We start from the raw sequence: 18259 nt of genomic DNA, 5'->3' as shown, positions 1-18259 counted from the left end.
GTTGTGTGTTTAAAGGTATTCAGATGCTTTTGCACCCAGTTTGTTCAGGAGGAGTGCCCCTGCCAGTAATAAAAGGATCGCATAGATGTAATTGAATCCGAACATGGTCCAATCTGGCCATTCGTTGTACAACGCCACTTTTCGGATATTGATGATAATGCCGGAAATGGGATTGAGATACGCAAGGGATGGCAATGCCTGCATGAAGGTGTCCAGTTTGAAAAGGATGGGGGATAGCCAGAAACCAACCCCGATAACCACTGTCCAGATTTGTGCGATGTCCTTGGCAACAACATAAATGCTTGAAAGTATCAGGGATAAAGCCAGTGAAAGCAGTATCAGGTTCAGGAAGATCGGAATCATCAGCAGCGCTTTTGAGGTGATTGGTATTTCAGTACCCGAAATGAATGTATAATATACAAGGAAGATAACTGAGTTGAAGACCAGCCCGATACAATTGCTTAAAATGGTTGACAGGTAAATCTCCATTTTATTCATATTGGTATACTCGTAAAGGTATTTTTTTGTTTTCAGGATCTGGATGGTTCCGGAAGTGCTTTCAACAAAAAAGTTCCAGCAGATAAGTGCGATGAACAGGAATGAAACAAAATTGGGGATACCCTGTTTCATAATCACCTCAAATGCCACATAGTAAATAAGGATTTCTGAAAGTGGTTTGATCAGTGCCCAAAGGAGCCCCAGTTTGTTCTCGTAGTACCTGAGTTTGAATTCAATTTTTGCCATCAGCCAGATTCTTTCCAGCTTGTTTGATTGCCTGAACCAATCGTTCATTAATTTGATCATGGTAAAGTTCTATTTTATCCGCCTGTAAATGGGCACCAGCAGTTTTCGGGCCAGGGGATTGGATTTTAGTTTTTGGGTAAATGAATTAGATAGCAGTTTATTTAATAATTGCGTTTCGGGTACCGGAATCGTGGGATTGTCGTATTGGTATCCGGGTCCGTTCGCATTCAGCAGATTGGAAACCTCACTTCCATATTGATTGAAAAGTTGTTTGTGTTTATTGGCAATCAGCTGATACAGATATTGTTTCTTTTCCCTGTTAAAATGCCTGGACATCGAATTGTTTCTAACCCTGTAAAGGAACAGGGCTTCGGGTATCACTACTCCCCGGAATCCCCTTTCCAACATTCCCAGCATGCTGTCATAATCTTCCATGCCAAAAATCATGGCCGGGTCATTCTGGCCGGCAGCCAGGTAGCACTCCTTTTTTACCACCATGCAACTGGTGTTCATCATATTGTGAATGAGGGCAAGTGGTGGTTCCGGATTGAAAGATGGCCAGTAACCTTTTACTGTTCCGAAATATTTTGCCCAGCAACTGACAAAATGCACGTTCCTGTATTGCTCCAGAATCTTAATGGCTTTGTTGTAATAATCCGGCATAATCATATCATCTGGATCCAGGAAGGCCAATACCGATTCCTTTGCATGCAGTGCACCTGTATTTCTTGCCACTGCCAATCCGCAGTTTTCCTGCCTGATAATCCTGACTATAGGGAAACGTGATTTTATTTCATTCAGTTTCAGGATCGATATTTCCTCGAAACTGCCATCGTCCACAATAAGAATTTCTCCCACCCGTGAACCGTTTCCGATGATGGATGAAATGCATTCTTCCAGGTATTTACCCATATTGAAATAGGGGACAATAACCGAGCAACGAGCGTTTTCGTGTAAGCATGCCTTGTTCTGGTAATTGCCTGCATGCTGCAAAACCGGCCGGATAAACGGGAATCCAGTTTTTTCCTTAACACCAATAGAATCGATCAGGTCTGTTTTTTGCTTCAGAATGGTTTGGCTGGCAGTAGCGGTTTCAATGGTGTCCCTTGCTTTTTGAGATATCCTTATTCTGTCGCTTTTCTGCAGGTTGGAGATTTCACCGAATGCAGCATAGAAGGATTCGGGTTTTGCCAGATCGAACAGGAATCCATTTTCTCCATGCTCAATCAGCTCAGCATGTCCTCCGGATCTCGCAGCCAAAATGATTTTCCCATCCGCCATTAGTTCCAGTGCTGCATATGGCAGGTTGTCAAATCTGGAGGGTATAACAACCGCTTCAAATTCGGCCAGGTGTTTGGAAATTGAATCGTGGTTAATATTGCCCGCCAGTCTCAATTGTCCGTTTTCGATCTGTGGTCTATACATCCGGCGAATAATATTTCCCATCAGGTCGCCTTCGGGGTAATAATAATAATCCAGCCCGCCAATGATGGTCAGGGAAAACTCAGGGATTTCTGTCCATATTTTTTTTGTGAGTGCCAGCAGTTCAAAAATTCCTTTCAGGGGGGCGGCCTTGCCATAAAACGCCCATTGCTTCATTTTTCTAACCACTGATTCAACGGGTTTGGTGGCAGGGGTATATGGATTTCTGACGAGATGTATTTTATTTGTCAACTCAGGATATGACTGAAGGATTTCCAACTGTACATGAGTGCTGGGTGCAATCAGCAAGTCTGCTGCCTGTAGACAGAATTTTTCCATTTCCTGAAGCCAGAAATAGGGTAACCGGTAATATGGATGGTGGTTATAACGGAGACAAATAAAGGAAGGGGCATGAATGGTTATTAAAATTCTCAGGCTTTTGAAGTTGTCATACTTCAGATACCTGAATAATAACAGGAAATAAGCCAGGCCATTATATTCCTGCGATTCAATAATGTACGGGGCACCTTCTTCCACTACCCGATCCGAAATCGTTTTTGCAATGGCATAGCTGGTAACTGTTTCGTAGCCGAGGTAGTTGCTTTCCGGGTACAACTGGGGATTAAATTGAATGATCCGCCGACCTGAATCTTCAAATGTAATGTCACAATAGCCGGCGTTCCTGTTGGGCAGGAAAATAGTAACGGAAAAACCTGCTTCTTCCAGCATGCTGGCAGTTTGCTGGCAATAGGTTGAAATGCCTCCGCCGGTTACCGGGGGATATTCAGAACTCAGGAGCCAATATTTTTTTCCAGGTTGTTTCATGTCAGCGGAAAAGATTGCCTGCTTTTTGAATGGCTTTCGTGATCTTAAGGCGGGACTTTCTGTAATTCTGAACCATCCTTTCGATAACCGGGGTATTTTTCCTATACCATTCGTAATGTAATTGTTGTTCCACGTACATGAGTCTGTTCAGCACAGCAGCGTTGGCAGCAGGGGTATTATAATTTTCCGGTAGCACTGTCTCTGAAAGAGCGGTCAGTTGCTGGTCCATGTCATCAATCATCAGCTGCAAATCAAAATATTCTTCAATCCGCCTTCGGCCGGACAGTCCCATCTCCGCTGCCAATTGCCGGTTGTCGAGTAATTTTTTTAATGCATTGGTATAGCGTATTATTTCATCTTTTCGCTCCCCCTGGCTGATAAGAAATCCGCAACTGGCTGTCACCAATTCTTTCTGACCTCCCGTATCGGCGGCAACGATGGCAAGCTCCTTTGCCATGGCTTCAAAAATGGAAAGAGCAATTCCTTCATAGGCGGAAGGAAGGAAAAAAATATCGGCTGCATCCATCCATTGTTTGACTGTTTCATTGGATTGACTACCGAGATAAAGGATGTTATCTCTTGCCGGTGATTGTGCAATGGCAGATTTCAGTTTTTGTTTGTCGGGGCCATCTCCGATTATCACCATCCTGAAATCACGGTGATGGTGAAATAAATTTGAAATGATATCAATCATGACCAGTGGTTGTTTCTGGTCTGTAAGCCTGGCCACATACAGAATAATCGGGGTGCTTTCCTGGATGCCTTCCTTCAGCTTTAGTTTTCTTCCGGCCTGGTGGTTGCGGCGAATTGATTTTGTATCGATATTGGTATGCCGTACAAATATTTTATCCGCATTGGCACCTCTTTGAACACACCATTGCTTTAATTGTTCCGAGCTGGTAAAACTTCGGTCCAACAAGTGGTGGAAGGTTGTTGAAAACATTGGGTAACCGCCATTGTACCATCCGGGGTCCTCGCAGTGGGTATAATCCACCACCCTGATTTTTGGAAATACAGATCTAAGCCAGGGACTGGCATAATATGCGTACATGGAATTCGAAATAAACACTATACCAGGTTTGCGAAGTCTGATAATATTTTCCAGGGACTGAATAAAATTCCATTCTGCTGAGTAGTGATGCAGGTAAAATATGTCTGTGGTAATGGCTTCAAAATGATGTTGCCATTTATTTTCGCCTTTAAGTGTACAGACGATGCTGATTTTCCAGCCTTTTTTCTTCAAGCCGGTTAACAGGTCAAGATTGAATTTATCAGCACCCCCTATTTCAAGCCATGGGCATATGAAGAGTATATGCCTGTTCTGGTAAATGGATGAATCAGTAAAGTTGTTTTCAGTCTTCAGTCCGTAGGATTCTAAATGGATAAAGGGGAACCCCTGTTTCCTTAAAGTACTGCCATACCGATCGTTAAGCTGCCGTTTTATCTTTTTAAGTTTCTCTTTGGATTCAAATGCTTGCCAGCGATTGCCATTGACCCTGCGATACCTGAAAAGGAATTCCGGAACGGTGATGCCCCAGAAGCCTTTGCTGGCCGCGTGTAGCCAGAAGTCCCAGTCTTCGCTGCCATGCCGCATGGTTTCGTCGAAATGGATTTCCCTGAATACCTCCCTGCGTGCGAGAAAGCAACTGGTATTTCGGTTTTCTTCCAGAAAGACGGCCCCTTCATGAAACCCGCCTTTCCACCAATAGCTTATCTCCCCGAATCCCTCCACCCAGGAATTTACAAAAGAAGCCTTTGGGTTGATTTCGATGGTAAGCAGGAATTTTTCAAGGGCTGTTGGCTGCAGTAAATCATCACCGTCTATGAAAAAGAGGTATTTGCCCCTTGCAGCCTGAATACCCGCATTCCGTGCAGCCGGCAGGCCTTTGTTTTCAGGCAGGTGAATTATCCGGATGCGGGGATTCGATTGCTGTAATTTTCCTAGCAGTTCCAGTGCATTTTCTTCAGTTGAGCCATCGTTCACGATTACATACTCAAAATTCTGGCAGGTCTGTCTTTGTAAGGATTCATATGTTTCCCAGAGAAGCTCTGTTGGGTTAAAAACAGGTATGATTACCGAAACAGGAATTTGATCATTCATTGTGTATTACTTGGATGCTGGTCATTTTAGTGAGGTAATACCCCCTATCCATTCCTTTTGTTTTGGAATTATATCGGAGTTCACCAGCAGTAACCTGTTAGCTTTTTCGCAACTGGCACGGGAATTATTGGTGCCAGCAAAACCTGGGTTCTAGCCACTATAAACTACCTTGAATGGAATGAGGTAAACCGGGTATGCCTGTATAAAGGGTGTTAGTATCTGTTCATAAAGGAGTTGGTAGTTGCTTTTATTTTTAAGTTGAAATAGGCGTCAGCTTTAAAAAAATCAGAATCTTCTTCTGATTTTTTCCATAATTGTTCCCAGGAAACTTCTTTCTTCATATGTTCTTTTATACCAGTCAAGGTCTTGCTGCAGTTTTGATAAATCTCCTAATAGTTTATTGATCAATTGACGGTTCCCATCGCTGACTTTCTGGTATTCATTCAACTGTTCCATATGCCGATGCGTTTCCTGTTGATGCTCTTCAATAGATTTTTGCAGGCGGAGAATAGTGTCTGCCTGTTGATCGATCAAATCCTGCTTGTGTCTGATCTCCTCTTCTATGAACCTTGTTATATGTTCTAACTGTTCCTGCATGTTTATATACCTGGCAAAAAACGGCGTTGCTTTAGCAGTATAATATTTATTGCACGATACCACTGATCGGCGATTTGTAATAGCATTTATATTGGATATAACTTGTATGCATATTGAAATCCTCATCACAATAACTGGCAGAATGGTTGCCCATTATTTCCAGCATATCGTTGTTGTTATAATATTGAAGAATTTTAATAATGGCCTCATCCGAAGTGTTATAAAGATTGCCATTGAGTCCGTTTTTAACAAGGTCCCGGTTGCCGACACAATCTGTTAGCAATACAGGTTTCTTCAGGGCTAATGCTTCAATAACAGCAAAAGGCAAGCCTTCGAACCGGGCCGTTGACAGGTAGAGGTCCGCAGATACCACAATATCATGAACGGTTTCATGAGATAACCAACCTGTTATTGAAATATTTTTATTGTAGAGCAATTGTTTGTCGGGGCCGTCGCCTATCCAGATAAACTCAAACTGGGTAAAATCGCGAAAATATTCTGCGATCTGGTTGAATAATTCAGGATGTTTCTGGTCTATTATACGGCCGCTTGTAACGATCCTGAATTGTCCCGGCAATTTTGTGGAATTTGCAGGTTTCCGGGTGGTGAATGCTGCCGTCTCTATTCCATTATTTACAAAGCTGGCGTTGATGCCAAGTTTTTTATAGGCATCCATTTCGGATTCTGAACTACATACGACCCTTCCGCCCAGGAGATCACCAAACTTTTCAAGTTGCTTGTATATAAAGTTTGATAACCCACTGGTGCCAACCAGAAACGGAGCGCCATTCGGTGTGTAGATGACATTTTTTATATTCAGGACATTACAAACTGCCCTGCCGATAAAGCCGCTTTTGGATGAATGCAGGTGCACTGCATCCACAAGGTTTTTTCTTTTTAGTCGCCTGAGGATGGTATATAATTCGAAAAAAGCTGCGCTGTCTTTCTGAAAACTGATACTGCGCTGGGCGGAACGCCAGCGGATAAAGCGAACATTGGACTGACGGAATTGCTGCTTAACCTGGATAAACGGAGTAACTTCTGCCCGTTCACCATGGATGATGATGTGAACATCCTCACTCATTGTTTCTACCAGGGTTTTTACAAAAACCGCAATTCCGGAAGCAAATGGTTCAACAACATGAACAATTTTCATACGACCATGATCCTAATTTTGGGCTTTCTGTTGCATACGGCTGAAAATAAATTTATAAGCCATGATCCAGCCGGTGGGCATTCCCATCATCAGTTTAAGTTTTAGAACGCCCAGTCTTTTCAGAAAAGCATTTTCACCATAATCGCTGACCACCAGGCTCCTGCTCCTCAATTGCTCTTTCCTTCTGCCAAATGACAGGCCGGCCATATTGATTCTGCAATTCACGAGCGCTTGCGGAAGTATGGATGCCCTGCCTTTCTTTAAAATGGCATAAGCCAGCGCATAATCTTCCGCGTTTGGATATTGGTTCGGATACTGCCTGATGGTATCCTTTAATTCATACCGCCACATCAGCGTAGGATGAATAAAGAGGTTCCTGAAATACATGCCAAGTCTGATTTCCCGGTCATTTACAGGTGTCCTGTATAAAAACTGTTTATTGTTTTCGTGGTCAGTAAAATAACACCAGCTTCCCAGCATATCCGTATCCGGGTGGGTATCAAGGTAATTAACCTGTTGCTGGAATCGTTGCGGCATGCAGGTGTCGCCACAGTCAAGCCTCGCAATATATTTTGTTATCAGGTTACTGTAGATAAAGTCCAGCCCGGTATTGAGTGCATGTATGATACCCTGGTTGAACTGCAGTGTTTCCAGGTGCACATGTTGAGAATGGCAAAACGATTTTATCTGGGAAAGCTGAAGTGGCAATTTGCTGCCATCGTCGACTACAACAATACCATAGCTCCACGGATCGTAATGAATACTGCTCAGCGCAGCTTTTAACCCGGACAGGTCATTGTAATATGGAATAAGGACAATAAAGTCCAATGGTTTTTCAGACGATAGCATAGAACGGTTCTTATTACACAGTAACAGGCTTCCGGCGAAAGTCGATATTTCAAATAGCCTTTACATCCTTTTTTTTACAGGTTGTTTTACACATTGATAAATGGTAGGAAGGATAGTGACAGATGGGGCGCAACGTTTCAGCGAATACATTTGTCTGCTTTATCTATTTCATTTTGCATGACTACCTTATCCATTTTACCCAAACGCTTTTTTGATATTGTTTTTTCACTGTTCATTTTATTGGCAGTCCTTAGCTGGCTGGTGCCTCTTGTTTATTTATTTAATGTGTTCACGCTTGCCGGGCCTGTATTTTTCACCCAGCGCCGTGTTGGCAGGAACGGCAGGGTTTTCAATATCATTAAATTCAGGACCATGTGTCCAAATGAACAGGCAGACCAGCTTCCTGCCCAGGTTTTTGATGCCAGAATTACTCCGCCGGGCAAATGGCTAAGGTCAACCGGATTGGATGAGTTGCCGCAATTCTTTAACGTTTTGTTGGGAGACATGAGTGTGGTGGGACCACGTCCCCACATGCTGAGTGATGATAAGAAATTTTCTTCCCATATCCGCGACTATCATTTGCGGCATGAGGTAAAGCCGGGTATTACCGGCCTGGCACAGGCAAATGGATACAGGGGCATCGTTAATGGATTTGATGATATTTATTTCCGGCATAAATGGGATATGTATTATATCAGGAATCTTTCCTTCTGGCTGGATCTGAAAATTATATTTCTGACGGCGGCCGGAATGTTTTCTTCATTTTTTGTCATACGCCCCAATTATCGCGGTCAAGGCTCCTGTACTGAATAGCTTCTGCAAGGTGTTCGGGCAGAATATTTGATCTGCCCGACAGATCTGCAATCGTCCTGCTTACTTTCAGGATCCTTTCATAAGCCCTTGCTGACAGGTGAAGTTTTTCCATGGCAGTTTTTAGTAATTGCCGGCTGCTGTTATCCAACTGACAGACATCTTTCAGCAACTGGTTGTTCATCTGCGCATTGCTGTAAATACCATCGAGGCCGGAAAATCTTTTTTCCTGGGCCAGCCTTGCGTTCATCACCCTGCCGCGTACGGTTAGGGAGGTTTCCTGCTGGTGGTGGGCCTGCAGGTCTGTATAAGCAACGGGGGTAACTTCCACCTGCAGGTCGATCCTGTCCAGTAACGGACCCGATACCCTGTTCAGGTATTTCATCACAGCCCCCGGCGGGCAACTGCAATCTTTGTCGGGATGATTAAAATATCCGCATGGGCAGGGATTCATGGAAGCGATCAGCATGAAACTGGCAGGAAAATCCAGTGCCAATCTCGCCCTTGAAATCGTTAACTTTCTTTCCTCCATCGGTTGACGCATCACTTCCAATACCGTTCGGTTGAATTCAGGCAATTCATCCAGGAACAGTACGCCGTTGTGGGCAAGTGATATTTCCCCGGGCTGAGGAATGCTGCCACCTCCTGCCATTGCCATATGTGAAATGGTATGATGCGGACTGCGGAACGGACGTTTGTTGATAAGAGAGGAATGGGCGGGAAGTTTTCCCGCGACGCTGTGTATGCGTGTGGTTTCCAAAGCTTCTTCCAGGGATAGGGGAGGCAGGATGGAAGGCAGTCTTTTGGCCAGCATCGTTTTGCCGGAACCTGGTGGGCCGATCAGTATGGCATTGTGTCCGCCTGCCGCAGCAATTTCCAGGGCACGCTTGATATGCTCCTGTCCCTTTACATCTGAAAAATCAGGCTCGTCCTGCTGTTGCGCCTGCAGGAAAATATCCCGTGCATTTACCACCACAGGCTGCACTGTTGCGGGCTGTTCCATCAATCTTACTACTTCTGTCAGGTGTTGCACACCATAAACAGCGAGTCCGTTCACAACCGCCGCTTCATTGGCGTTGGGGGATGGCAATACAAGACCTTTAAAACCCTGGTTACGGGTCGTGATTGCAATGGGCAAAGCGCCTTTGATTGGCTGGATGGATCCATTGAGACCAAGCTCCCCCATTAAAACAAAATTATCCATGGACGACAGATTGATCAACTGGTCGGTGGCAGCAAGGATGCCAATGGCGATGGGCAGGTCAAATGCCGATCCCGTTTTCCGGATGTCTGCGGGTGCCAGGCTGACAATCACTTTGGTCCGCGGCATGAAAAAGCCATTCGACTTGATGGCGCTTTCCACCCGCAGCATACTTTCCTTCACTGCATTATCCGGAAGTCCCACCATAAAGGTGCTGGTACCCAGTGTAACATTCACTTCAATGGAAATGGTGACTGCATCAATTCCATACACGGCACTGCCAAATGTCTTTACTAACATGGCAACAAATTAGTATGGTACAACGGACAGAAAAACCGTTCTTTAACGGTAATTGATCAGGAATCCAGGTGAACAGGCCTTGCCTGGATTTTTTGCAGCAGCTCTACAACCTTTTCTTTTTTTAGAATGAGATATCCAAGGCGATCGTTACTGATTCCTTCCTTCAACTGGTAGCTGAATTCAAGCTGGTCTTCCTTCACTTCTGTTTCAAAATACCGGAATATAATATTCGGGTAAACTTCCAGGTCCTTGCCGATCTCATACAAATGTGTTGACAATATGAACAGTGAATGGTTGATCCTTATCAGTCCTTCAATAACGGTGAGGGAACATTTCATGGCATCCTGCACATTGGTGCCTTTGAACAGTTCATCAATGAGTACCAGCCATTTCCTGCCATCATTGATCTTAAGGATGGTATTCTTGATCCGCTGGACCTCATTGAAGAAATAGCTTTCTCCCTTAATGATATTGTCGGTTACATTGATATTGCTAAGAATACCTTCGAATAAGGATAAACGTAAGCTTTGAGCCGGAACGCCCATCCCCAGGTGTGCCAGGTACACGGCAGCACCAACAGATTTGATGAAAGTGCTTTTACCGGCCATATTGGCCCCGGTGAGAAACAGGAAATTGTGTTGTTCGTCCAGCACGATATTATAGGCAACCGGGTTGGGCAACAGGATATGATATAGGCCTCCTGCCCTTATAAATGGTTGTTCACTTTCCACGAATTCGGGGAACTGCAGGTTGAATTTTTTCATGGCCACTGCCATTCCATACCAGGCGTCGAGCCGGCCGTAACAATCGATCAGTTCTTCATGCGCGGTTTTGAAACGGTTGCGCAGGTAATGACCGAAATAAATAATCTGTGAGTTCGAAAAGGGTTTTCCTTTTGGGTGGTCGGCCAGTTCCTGTAACTGTTCGGGACTGGTGAGGGATTGAATCCTGTCTGTAACCATGCGCAGGTCCCGGGGCAATTCTTCCTGTTCCAGCAAACCGGTAATAAGTTTTAGTCCTCGCAGCAAATCTGCAAAATGTGTGAGGCTGAACCGGATGATCGCAAAGTCGGGTCCATGGAATAATTTGAAACTAAGCGCACTGAGGAAACTATGGTCCAGGGGGATATTGTCCATCTGGGCACTATAGTACTTTTCGGTTACCATCAGGGTACCGTTGGTGATATCTTCAGGCCATTGATCGAGCTTTTGTCCGATCAGGCGGATGACCTGCTGGGTCTGTTCAATTTTTTGCAGATCCCTGAATGGCTCGGAAAACATATGGCGGAGCCATTCCTTTCCTTCGAGGGTGCGGGTAAAATTAAGCCGGTGGAAAATAGAGAATTCTTCTTCCGGATGGAAGATGTTCAGGTCGAGAAGGGAGGTTTTATCTATATCCATGGCATTAATTTAAGGTATTCCCGTGAACATATCCTATCGGTCAAACCGGAGTCGCGCTCCCTTAACAGATTCATCAAATACCCCGTTTCCATAAACCATGTGCCCGTTTACAAAAGTATGGGTGATGGCAGCCGGTAGTGTGACTCCTTCCAGCGGGCTCCAGCCGCACTTGTAAAGGATATTTTCCTTAGAGATTTTTGTTGTCCGCCGACGGTCAACCAGTACCAGGTCGGCATGATATCCCTCCCTGATAAAGCCTCTTTCGCGGATCCTGAAACAGCGGGCCACGGCATGGCTCATTTTCTCCACCATTTTCTCCATGCTGATCCTGCCTTCTTCCACATAGTGCAGCATCATTAGCAGCGAATGCTGTACCAGGGGCAGTCCCGCATGCGCAAGCAAATAATCCGCCGGCTTTTCTTCCATGGTGTGGGGAGCATGGTCGGTGGCAATGATGTCAAGCCGGTCGTCGAGCAGTGCCTGCCAGAGTGCAGTGCGGTTATGCGGTGCCTTGATGGCCGGGTTGCATTTTATCAGGTTGCCCAACTGCGCATAATCATCACTGGTAAAATGAAGATGGTGAACACAAACTTCCGCGGTTATGCGCTTTTCTTCCAGTGGCAGCATGTTGGTGAACAGTTGCAGCTCCCTCTCGGTGGAGATATGCAGTATATGCAGCCGGCTGTTGAATTTCTTGGCCAGCTGAACGGCATAGAAGGAGGATTCAAAACATTCTTCCTCATTCCTGATGATGGGATGGTCGGCAGCGGTAAGGGTTTTGCCGCTTGCCTTCAGCGTTTCGAGGTTGTGGCGTATCATGCGCTCGTTTTCGCAATGGGTGGCAATAAGCAGTTCCGTTCCGCCAAAGATTTTTTCAAGCGAAAGCGGATTGTCGACCAGAAGGCCGCCAGTGGAGGATCCCATAAAGATCTTGACTCCGCATACACTGTCTTTCTTGTCATTTGTCTTCAGCACTTCTTCAATGTTATCATTGGATGTGCCCATGAAAAAAGAATAGTTGGCCAGGGAACTGGCGGCGCCAATATCATATTTATGTTCCAGCAGTTCCTGGGTGAAAACAGGCGGAACTGTATTGGGCATCTCCATGAAACTGGTAACCCCGCCGGCAACAGCAGCTTTTGATTCGGTATATATTGTGGCTTTATGGGTGAGACCCGGTTCCCGGAAATGAACCTGGTCATCAATTACACCGGGCAGGAGGTATTGCCCCTCTCCGTTGATCTCCTTCACATTGCCTGTGGCATTGATATTGCTGTCAATCTTTTCGATGCGACCTCCGGAAATGAGAAGATCAGCTGTATAAACCTTTCCTTCATTTACTATTTGCGTATTCTTTATCAGGTATTTTTGCATAATTTGTCAATTGCCCATTAAACAATAATATCCATGCAAGTTATAAAAAGACTGCTGTACACTGGCTGCCTGTTGATTCCCGCTACCCTCTTTTCCCAATCTACGCTGCTTCCCCAGGGTTATAAACACCAGCAACTGATGGATCGCCTGGAGATCAGGTTCCGCGACAGCGCCCTGTCTTTCCAGCAAATGAAACCTTTTGACCGGAGAGGCTGGGTAACGGTGCTGGAATCAACCCCGGCCGAAGAATTATCGGTTGTGGATGCCCATAACCTGCAAAGTGCCCTGATGAATAACCAGGAATGGGTGAGCGGCTCAAAGGAATCATTTCTCAGCAAAAAAGCCATCTTCAATACATTTTATAAGACAAAATCTGACTTTGCGCTCGTGGATGTAAAGGATTTTTTCCTCAGCATCAACCCGGTTTTGCAGTTTTCGGTGTCTAAGGAATCCGATACCGATGAAACCCTGTTCCAGAATACCAAGGGTGTGAGGGGAAGGGGCATGATCGCCAAAAAGATCGGGTTCGATTTTTACCTTACTGACAACCAGGAGCGCGCCCCCTGGTTTGTCAGGCAGTTTGAAGACAGTTTCCTGTCCGTGCCCGGCGCAGGTTTTTATAAGCCTTTTAAAAATACAGCGTATGATTATTTTGATGCGCGCGGGTCTGTTTTCTTCAACGTAACCAAATACATCAATGTCCAGTTTGGGTATGATAAAAACTTTATAGGGAATGGGTATCGCAGTCTTTTCCTGAGTGATTTTGGCAATAACTACCTCTTCCTGAAACTGAATACCCGGATCTGGAAACTCAATTACCAGAATATTTTCATGGAGCTGACCCCGCAGGAACCGAAAAATGTGGATGACCATTTGCTGGGAAAAAAATATGCGGCCATGCACCACCTGAGCCTGCAGGCAACCAAATGGCTGAATATCGGTTTTTTTGAATCGGTTGTGTTTGGCCGTAAGAACAAGTTTGAGTTTACCTACCTGGTGCCGGTGATCTTCCTGCGTTCCCTGGAACAGCAGAACGGCAGTGCCGATAATGCCAATGTGGGCATCGATTTCAAGGCCAACGTGGCAAAGAAATTCCAGTTTTATGGCCAGATGCTTTTCGATGAATTCAAGCTGAGCGAAATGAAAGGCGGCAGGAAATGGTGGGGCAACAAATATGCACTGCAACTGGGTGGCAAGTACATTGATGTATTTGGTATCAAAAACCTCGATATCCAGGGTGAACTCAACTGGGTAAGGCCATTCATGTACAGCTTCAGGGATTCGGTGGCCAATTATACCCATTATAACCAGCCCCTGGCCCACCCGCGCGGAGCCAATTTTACAGAAGCCATCGGAATCGCCCGTTACCAGCCAATTCCCAAACTGACCATCCAGGGAAAACTGATTGTCTGGAAACAGGGACTGGATTCGGCGGGTAGCAATTTCGGCAGTAATATTTTCAGCCTCTATGGCACCCGTCCGCGTGATTATGGCTGGAACATCGGTGAAGGCCGAAAGTCAACCGGTGTGAACGCCTCTCTGTGGGTTGGTTATGAATTGAAGGAAAACCTCTTTATTGACGGTTCGCTGATGCTTCGTAAATATGATGTGCCTGATGACGCTGCTTTAACCCGCAACAGTTCCATGTTCACCCTGGGATTGCGCATGAACATGTTCAGGCGGGAATATGATTATTAAAACATCCACCATACAACTGCTGCGGCTGCCTTTTTCGTTTTTCCTGCTGCCGGTTTACCTTTTTGCACTGGGCCAGACGGTTCAGACAGATTGGTGGATGGCCCTGCTGGTATTCCTGATCCTCCACCTGCTGGTCTATCCTGCCAGCAATGGGTATAACAGTTACATGGACAGGGACCAGACCCCGGTTGGGGGGCTGCGACATCCCCTGCAACCCACCCGGCAATTGTGGAGCCTGGTGCTTGGAATGGATATCCTGGCTGTATTGCTGGGATGGCTGGTGAGCGGATGGTTTGCCCTTGGTGTGCTGATGTACATACTTGCTTCCAGGGCATACAGCAGCAGGCAGATCAGGCTGAAAAAATATCCCCTGACAGGATTTCTGGTGGTGGTAGTTTGTCAGGGGGCACTGGTGTTCTGGCTGACCTACCACGGGGTGGACCCCCGTCAGCCGCTGGAAGTGCCGGTTACCGGATGCCTGGCCAGCAGCCTGCTGATCGCCGGCGCTTATCCCTTAACACAGGTTTACCAGCACCAGGCCGATGCAGCAGATGGTGTTCGTACCATCAGCATGATGGCTGGTACCAGGGGAACATTTATTTTATCCGCTTTGTTGTTTAATATGGCATTCCTGGTGCTGGGACTTCATTTTGGATTACAACTTGAATTGGACCGTTTTGGTGTATTGCTGTTCTGTTTTATGCCGGTACTGGTTTATTTTGTCCTGTGGACAGCGAAAGTGTGGAAAGACCCGGCTGAAGCCAGCTTTGACAACCTGATGCGGATGAACCTGCTTTCTTCCGCCTGTTCCGTTATCGGGTTTGGAATACTTGTTATCTGGAAACTATTTGACTAGGATACGCGCCATAGGAACCGCTTTGCCTGCTTACCGACATGCGCAGGCAGATATCCTGCAGTTCATGCAGCAGGTGTATGATATGCCCGCCCCGGAGAATCGCAAACTCCGTTTTCTTTACCAGCAGAGTGGTATCGGGAACCGCTATTCGGTGATTCCTGATTACAGCAGGCCGTGGAGTGACTGGAAGTTTTACCCTGCTTCTGAATCGCTGGAACCCTTTCCCAGCCTTGAGTTGCGGATGTTGTGGTACCAGCGCCATGCACCGGTGCTGTCTGTTGATGCCATCAGGAACTGTTTGTCGCTGGCCCAGGCCGGCAAATCAGAAATCACCCATCTTATAACTGTCAGTTGCACCGGAATGAGTGCCCCGGGATTGGATCTGCAGGTGATGGAACTGATGGAACTACCGCGGATGCTTAATCGCAGTTCAGTTAATTTTATGGGATGTTACGCGGCCATACATGCCCTTAAACAGGCTGATGCCATTTGCAGGGCAGACCCCTCAGCGCAGGTGCTGGTCGTATGCACTGAGTTATGTACCCTTCATTTCCAGAAAACACCCAGTGCCGATAATATTGCAGCTTCCCTGCTCTTTGGCGATGGCGCTGCAGCAGTTCTTTTAAGCGGTGATGACCGGCACAGGGGCGCAGGACTCCGCGGATTTTATTCGGAAGTCATACCATCCGGTAAACGCGACATGAGCTGGGAGCTTTCTTCCACGGGATTCCTGATGACCCTGAGCGGGTATATTCCGGACCTGATTGAAACAGATTTCCAGCCATTGGTGAACCGGGCTCTGGAGCGCTACGGGCTGGCGAAGGGATCGGTGAACGGCTGGTGCATACACCCGGGAGGCAGGAGAATACTGCATGCGGTTGAAAAAAGTCTTGGTCTGCCGGAATCTTCCCTTGCAGAAGCTTACAAAGTGCTGAAGCAATTCGGGAATATGTCTTCCCCTACCATTCTGTTTGTGTTGAAAGCCATGCTGGAGGCCGGGACTGATGGCAATATTATCGGGGCTGCCTTCGGCCCCGGACTTACCATGGAAACCTGCTGGCTGGAGGCCGGACAATCATGAACTGGCGGCAACGGTCATATGAAAAAGAACTGCTCGACGACCAATCCATTCCTTTTGAGGAGATCCGGGTCAATATGAAAGAACTTGATACCATCAATCACTGGCTCGGCGGACATGCTATAACGATTCAGGGTATGCGAAAATTAGTCGGCCTGGAGGCGAAGCGGTCTGGCAGAACATCCATCAGTGTATGTGAGATAGGCTGCGGGGGAGGTGATAACCTGCGGGTAATCCGCGATTGGGCCCGGAAACAAGGCATTAGGGTGGAACTGACCGGCATAGATATCAATCCTTCCTGCATCCGTTTTGCTGCCGGAAGGCTGCCGGAAGCCCGGTTTATTGAAAGCGATTACCGGTTGGTAAATTTTGAAGAGAACCCCGATATTATTTTTTCTTCACTCTTCTGCCATCATTTCAATGAGGAAGAACTGGTGGATCAGTTGAAATGGATGCGCGCCCGGAGCAGGACCGGCTTTTTTATCAATGACCTTCACCGGCACCGGCTGGCCTGGCTATCGATAAAAATCCTTACAGGTTTTTTGTCACGCTCCCGCCTGGTTAAAAATGATGCGCCTTTATCTGTTCAGCGCGGTTTTTCAAGGGCCGAACTGAATGCGTTGTTATTACGGTCAGGAATAAACGAATATTATATTCATTGGAAATGGGCTTTCAGGTGGCTCGTAACAGTACCCTGCTGATTATGCAAACAAAAAACCAGATATACGATGTGGCTGTTGCGGGCGGAGGTCTTGCAGGACTGGCATCGTCCATATTGCTGGCCAGGGCAGGACACAAGGTAGTGCTGCTGGAAAAGAATCACTATCCCTTCCACCGGGTGTGTGGTGAATACATCAGTGAAGAAAGCCGGCCCTTCCTTGTTTCACTGGGCCTTGCTTTCGGGGAACTGAAACTGCCTGAAATAAGAAGACTGGTTGTAACTGCACCGGATGGCAGTAAACTCGAAACTGCCCTTGACCCCGGCGGATTCGGTATCAGCCGCTTCCTGCTCGACGCCACGCTTGCATCGCTGGCCAGGAGTGCAGGGGTTGTTCTGATGGAAGGCACCAGGGTAACAGATATCTACAGTGAAGACGGTCTGATGAAAATTCGGTTACCCCTGCAGGTGATAACATCAAAAGTGGCGGTGGGGAGCTATGGTAAGCGGAGTAATCTCGACCTGAAATGGAACAGGGATTTCGTTCGCCAGAAGCCGTGTAAACTGAATAACCTGCTGGGAGTGAAATACCATATCCGCACTGACCTGCCGGCGGATACCATTTCCCTGCACAATTTTAAGGATGGTTACTGTGGTGTAAGCAGGATTGAAAACGACCTGTATTGTCTTTGTTACCTCACCAATGCAAATAACCTGGGACTGAGCAATAATTCGATCCGCCTGATGGAAGAACGTATATTGGGTCGTAATCCGGTTCTTGACCAGCTGTTGCGATCGGCTGAAAGAACCTGGCCTGAACCGGTAAGCATTTCACAAGTGTCTTTTGCTGCCAAGTCGCAGGTGGAGGATCATGTACTGATGGTTGGAGATGCCGCAGGAATGATAACCCCGCTCTGTGGCAACGGAATGAGTATGGCCCTGCATGGAAGTAAGTTGCTGGCTGAACAGGTAACAGCCTTTTTGTCCGGACGCATCCCCCGGCAGGAAATGGAAAATAACTACCAGCGGAACTGGCGGTTGCAGTTTGGTTCCCGGTTAAGGGCGGGACGTATGATACAGCGTTTTTTCGGTGATCCTTTGCTGACTAAATTGCTGATCACTGCAGGCAGGAATTCGCCATCCCTTACCCAATGGCTGATCCGGCAGACCCGGGGTGAACAATTTTAACG

The 18259-nt window shown here is 46.6% G+C and carries 15 protein-coding genes; 6 read left to right on the top strand and 9 right to left on the bottom strand.

Translation table 11 applies throughout. From position 1 onward, the window contains the following. Positions 1-9: 9 nt before the first annotated feature. From BC349_RS07515 to BC349_RS07490, 6 genes are all read right to left on the bottom strand, one after another. The gene (locus BC349_RS07515; protein WP_187256143.1) at positions 10-804 is read right to left on the bottom strand and encodes an ABC transporter permease; all 795 of its coding nucleotides are present in this window, start codon (positions 802-804) and stop codon (positions 10-12) included. A gap of 9 nt (positions 805-813) precedes the next feature. After that, complete coding sequence (locus tag BC349_RS07510; protein ID WP_187256142.1) at positions 814-2991, bottom strand: glycosyltransferase; 2178 nt, start codon at positions 2989-2991, stop codon at positions 814-816. 1 nt (position 2992) lies between these two features. Beyond that, positions 2993-5092, bottom strand: coding sequence for a glycosyltransferase (locus BC349_RS07505; RefSeq protein ID WP_187256141.1), 2100 nt, complete (start codon positions 5090-5092; stop codon positions 2993-2995). A 285-nt stretch (positions 5093-5377) separates the two neighbouring features. Beyond that, the gene (locus BC349_RS07500) at positions 5378-5689 is read right to left on the bottom strand and encodes a hypothetical protein (RefSeq protein WP_187256140.1); all 312 of its coding nucleotides are present in this window, start codon (positions 5687-5689) and stop codon (positions 5378-5380) included. Positions 5690-5735: 46 nt separating this feature from the next. Next, positions 5736-6845, bottom strand: coding sequence for a glycosyltransferase (locus tag BC349_RS07495; protein WP_187256139.1), 1110 nt, complete (start codon positions 6843-6845; stop codon positions 5736-5738). A gap of 12 nt (positions 6846-6857) precedes the next feature. Continuing rightward, on the bottom strand, positions 6858-7694 hold the full coding sequence (locus BC349_RS07490) for a glycosyltransferase (RefSeq protein ID WP_187256138.1): 837 nt from the start codon (positions 7692-7694) through the stop codon (positions 6858-6860). A 177-nt stretch (positions 7695-7871) separates the two neighbouring features. Between BC349_RS07490 and BC349_RS07485 the strand changes: the two genes are divergently transcribed. Then, the gene (locus BC349_RS07485) at positions 7872-8507 is read left to right on the top strand and encodes a sugar transferase (protein ID WP_187256137.1); all 636 of its coding nucleotides are present in this window, start codon (positions 7872-7874) and stop codon (positions 8505-8507) included. Here the strand turns inward: BC349_RS07485 and BC349_RS07480 are convergent. The 3 genes from BC349_RS07480 to BC349_RS07470 are packed head-to-tail and all read right to left on the bottom strand — an operon-like array spanning position 8464 to position 12779. Beyond that, positions 8464-10005, bottom strand: coding sequence for a YifB family Mg chelatase-like AAA ATPase (locus BC349_RS07480; RefSeq protein WP_187256136.1), 1542 nt, complete (start codon positions 10003-10005; stop codon positions 8464-8466). The two genes, BC349_RS07485 and BC349_RS07480, sit on opposite strands and share 44 nt — an antisense overlap. A gap of 56 nt (positions 10006-10061) precedes the next feature. Beyond that, positions 10062-11405, bottom strand: coding sequence for a MutS-related protein (locus BC349_RS07475; protein WP_187256135.1), 1344 nt, complete (start codon positions 11403-11405; stop codon positions 10062-10064). Between the two features lie 33 nt (positions 11406-11438). Beyond that, positions 11439-12779: a dihydroorotase gene (locus BC349_RS07470; protein ID WP_187256134.1), complete on the bottom strand. Its 1341-nt coding sequence runs from the start codon at positions 12777-12779 to the stop codon at positions 11439-11441. 33 nt (positions 12780-12812) lie between these two features. Here BC349_RS07470 and BC349_RS07465 point away from each other — a divergent pair, with 33 nt between their 5' ends. The 5 genes from BC349_RS07465 to BC349_RS07445 are packed head-to-tail and all read left to right on the top strand — an operon-like array spanning position 12813 to position 18257. After that, positions 12813-14477: a hypothetical protein gene (locus BC349_RS07465; protein WP_187256133.1), complete on the top strand. Its 1665-nt coding sequence runs from the start codon at positions 12813-12815 to the stop codon at positions 14475-14477. After that, positions 14467-15333, top strand: coding sequence for a UbiA family prenyltransferase (locus BC349_RS07460; RefSeq protein ID WP_187256132.1), 867 nt, complete (start codon positions 14467-14469; stop codon positions 15331-15333). Before BC349_RS07465 ends, BC349_RS07460 begins: the two co-directional genes overlap by 11 nt. After that, positions 15326-16414, top strand: a complete 1089-nt coding sequence (locus BC349_RS07455) for a type III polyketide synthase (protein WP_187256131.1) — start codon at positions 15326-15328, stop codon at positions 16412-16414. Before BC349_RS07460 ends, BC349_RS07455 begins: the two co-directional genes overlap by 8 nt. Then, positions 16411-17112, top strand: a complete 702-nt coding sequence (locus tag BC349_RS07450; RefSeq protein ID WP_187256130.1) for a methyltransferase domain-containing protein — start codon at positions 16411-16413, stop codon at positions 17110-17112. Before BC349_RS07455 ends, BC349_RS07450 begins: the two co-directional genes overlap by 4 nt. A gap of 2 nt (positions 17113-17114) precedes the next feature. Continuing rightward, complete coding sequence (locus BC349_RS07445) at positions 17115-18257, top strand: NAD(P)/FAD-dependent oxidoreductase (RefSeq protein ID WP_187256129.1); 1143 nt, start codon at positions 17115-17117, stop codon at positions 18255-18257. Positions 18258-18259: the final 2 nt, after the last annotated feature.

The organism is Flavihumibacter stibioxidans, from assembly GCF_014332695.1.
GTDB lineage: Bacteria > Bacteroidota > Bacteroidia > Chitinophagales > Chitinophagaceae > Flavihumibacter > Flavihumibacter stibioxidans.
This window is presented reverse-complemented; position numbering and strand designations above follow the sequence as displayed.

What these genes read in the sequence shown, in the direction of transcription:
- BC349_RS07505 (WP_187256141.1), bottom strand. Translation starts at nt 5,092, where the DNA reads ATGAATGATCAAATTCCTGTTTCGGTAATCATACCTGTTTTTAACCCA.
- BC349_RS07480 (WP_187256136.1), bottom strand. Translation starts at nt 10,005, where the DNA reads ATGTTAGTAAAGACATTTGGCAGTGCCGTGTATGGAATTGATGCAGTC.
- BC349_RS07450 (WP_187256130.1), top strand. Translation starts at nt 16,411, where the DNA reads ATGAACTGGCGGCAACGGTCATATGAAAAAGAACTGCTCGACGACCAA.
- BC349_RS07515 (WP_187256143.1), bottom strand. Translation starts at nt 804, where the DNA reads ATGATCAAATTAATGAACGATTGGTTCAGGCAATCAAACAAGCTGGAA.
- BC349_RS07475 (WP_187256135.1), bottom strand. Translation starts at nt 11,405, where the DNA reads ATGGATATAGATAAAACCTCCCTTCTCGACCTGAACATCTTCCATCCG.
- BC349_RS07470 (WP_187256134.1), bottom strand. Translation starts at nt 12,779, where the DNA reads ATGCAAAAATACCTGATAAAGAATACGCAAATAGTAAATGAAGGAAAG.
- BC349_RS07485 (WP_187256137.1), top strand. Translation starts at nt 7,872, where the DNA reads ATGACTACCTTATCCATTTTACCCAAACGCTTTTTTGATATTGTTTTT.
- BC349_RS07495 (WP_187256139.1), bottom strand. Translation starts at nt 6,845, where the DNA reads ATGAAAATTGTTCATGTTGTTGAACCATTTGCTTCCGGAATTGCGGTT.
- BC349_RS07465 (WP_187256133.1), top strand. Translation starts at nt 12,813, where the DNA reads ATGCAAGTTATAAAAAGACTGCTGTACACTGGCTGCCTGTTGATTCCC.
- BC349_RS07445 (WP_187256129.1), top strand. Translation starts at nt 17,115, where the DNA reads ATGCAAACAAAAAACCAGATATACGATGTGGCTGTTGCGGGCGGAGGT.
- BC349_RS07510 (WP_187256142.1), bottom strand. Translation starts at nt 2,991, where the DNA reads ATGAAACAACCTGGAAAAAAATATTGGCTCCTGAGTTCTGAATATCCC.
- BC349_RS07500 (WP_187256140.1), bottom strand. Translation starts at nt 5,689, where the DNA reads ATGCAGGAACAGTTAGAACATATAACAAGGTTCATAGAAGAGGAGATC.
- BC349_RS07490 (WP_187256138.1), bottom strand. Translation starts at nt 7,694, where the DNA reads ATGCTATCGTCTGAAAAACCATTGGACTTTATTGTCCTTATTCCATAT.
- BC349_RS07460 (WP_187256132.1), top strand. Translation starts at nt 14,467, where the DNA reads ATGATTATTAAAACATCCACCATACAACTGCTGCGGCTGCCTTTTTCG.